This window comes from Cellulomonas sp. P5_C6 (genome assembly GCF_054049635.1).
This window is the reverse complement of sequence record NZ_JBFULZ010000333.1, coordinates 1-1,999: the sequence shown is the minus strand read 5'-3', so window position 1 is coordinate 1,999 and position 1,999 is coordinate 1. Positions and strand designations below refer to the sequence as shown.

The following is a 1,999-nucleotide window of genomic DNA, read 5'->3' as shown; positions in this document are numbered from 1 at the left end:
GTGTCCGCCTCACGGGGGGCTGACGTCACGGCCGGACCTCGAACACGTTGTTGAACGGGGTGGTCGCGGCGGTCCGGAAGCTGGTGAAGCCGGCCGTCGTCGAGACGTCGCGGATCTTCGCCGGCCCCGCCTGGGTGCCGAGAGCGAGCCCGACGTCCTGGCTGAGCGACGCGGGCGTGCACAGCAGCGTCGAGAAGCCGTAGTACGTCCGGCCGACGGTGGTGAGGTTGTCCTCGACGCGGTCGCCGGCCATCGGCTCGACCACCATCCACGTGCCGTCGTCGGCGATCGCGCGGCGGACGTGGCGGGCGGCGCCCACCGGGTCGCCCATGTCGTGCAGGGCGTCGAAGACCGCGATCAGGTCGTAGCCGGTGCCCGTGAACTCCGTGGCCGACGCGACCTCGAAGGTGACCCGGTCCGCCACGCCGGCGGCGGCGGCACGCTCGCGCGCGACCGCGATCGACTCGGCGTGGTAGTCCGAGCCGACGAAGGTCGAGCGCGGGAACGCCGTCGCCAGCAGGATCGTCGAGGCGCCGTGCCCGCAGCCGACGTCGGCCACCCGGGCGCCGGCCTCGAGCTTGGCCTGGACGCCCTCGAGGGCCGGGATCCACTCGGTGAGCAGGTGGCCGTTGTACATGGTGCGGAAGAAGCGCTCGCAGCCGTGGTGCACGTCGCCGTTGTGGGCGTGCCAGCCGAGGCCGTCGCCGTCCTTGGCGATCGAGAAGATCTCCTCAGAGTCCCGGACGGTGCCGTACGCCAGCTGGAAGAAGCCGGGCAGGTACGCGGGGCTGCTCTCGTCGGTGAGAGCGTTCGCGTGCTCGGCCGGCAGCGTGTAGCGGCGCTCGTCGGCGTCGTACTCGACGTACCCGCCGGCGGCCTGGTTGTTGAGCCACTCGCGGGCGTACGGCTCGCTGGTGCCGGTCTGCTCGGCCAGCTCGGCCGGGGTGATGGGGCGGCCGTCGGCCATCGCACGGTAGTAGCCCAGCTTGTCGCCCATCACGACGAGGGCCGTGTTCAGGGTCGCGCCGACCTCCTCGACGGCGCGGAACACGAACGCCATGAGCTTGTCGGGGTCGATGGTGCGCTGGGTGAACGGCAGGGTCTGGGTCATGGTGATGCTCTCCTGGTGAGGTACGTCGGATCTGTCCCGATCGACACTGGCCGGGGTGGGCGCCCGTCGGATCAGGGGACCCCCCTGGACTGCTCCCTAGACTCGACTCGTGCTGGTCGGCCGCGAGCGCGAGCGCCAGGTCATCGCGACGCTGGTGGCCGCCGCGCGCGTGGGCGAGAGCGGCACCCTGGTGCTGACGGGCGAGGCGGGGATCGGCAAGAGCGCGCTGCTCGAGGACGCCGCCACCGCGGTGACGGGCGCGGGGATGCGGGTACTGCGCGCGGCCGGGATCGACGCCGAGCAGGAGGTGCCGTTCGGCGGCCTGCTCCAGCTGCTGCGGCCCGTGCTCGGCCACCTCGACGCCCTCCCCGTGCCGCAGGCCGAGGCGCTGGGATCGGCCCTCGMCCTGCTGCCGGGCTCCGGCGGGGAACGGTTCGCCGTGGGCGCCGCCGTGCTGAGCCTGCTGAGCCGGGTCGCCGAGGACGGGCCGCTGGCGGTGCTGGTCGACGACGCCCACCTGCTCGACCCGCCGTCGGCGCAGGCGCTGTGCTTCGCGGCGCGACGCCTCACCGCCGACCCGGTCGTCGTCCTGCTGGCCGTGCGGGACGAGGCGCCGTCGGTCGTCGGGTCGGCCGGGCTGCCGACGCTGGAGCTCACGGGTCTCGCCGCCGACGACGCGGCATCCCTGGCCGGCTCCCTCGGCGTGCGGCTCTCCGACGAGGACCGCGCCCGGCTGCTCGCGTCCACCGGCGGCAACCCCCTCGCGCTGCTCGAGCTCACGGACGAGGGGTTCGACGCCCTGCCGCCGGGCGCGCCCGTGCCCGTCCCGGCATCGCTGGCCCGGGCGTTCGCGCGCCGGGCCGACCAGCTGTCCGCGCAGGCCAGGAC

General features: G+C 74.2%; 2 protein-coding genes. One reads left to right on the top strand and one right to left on the bottom strand.

Annotated features, from left to right (window positions below):
• Window positions 1–25: 25 nt before the first annotated feature.
• Window positions 26–1,111 carry a class I SAM-dependent methyltransferase gene (locus tag ACXJKG_RS20840; protein ID WP_456847627.1) on the bottom strand — a complete coding sequence of 362 codons (1,086 nt, stop codon included), beginning with the start codon at window positions 1,109–1,111 and terminating at the stop codon, window positions 26–28.
• Between the two features lie 109 nt (window positions 1,112–1,220).
• Here ACXJKG_RS20840 and ACXJKG_RS20835 point away from each other — a divergent pair.
• On the top strand, window positions 1,221–1,999 hold a 779-nt coding region (locus tag ACXJKG_RS20835; RefSeq protein WP_456847626.1), incomplete at its 3' end, for an AAA family ATPase.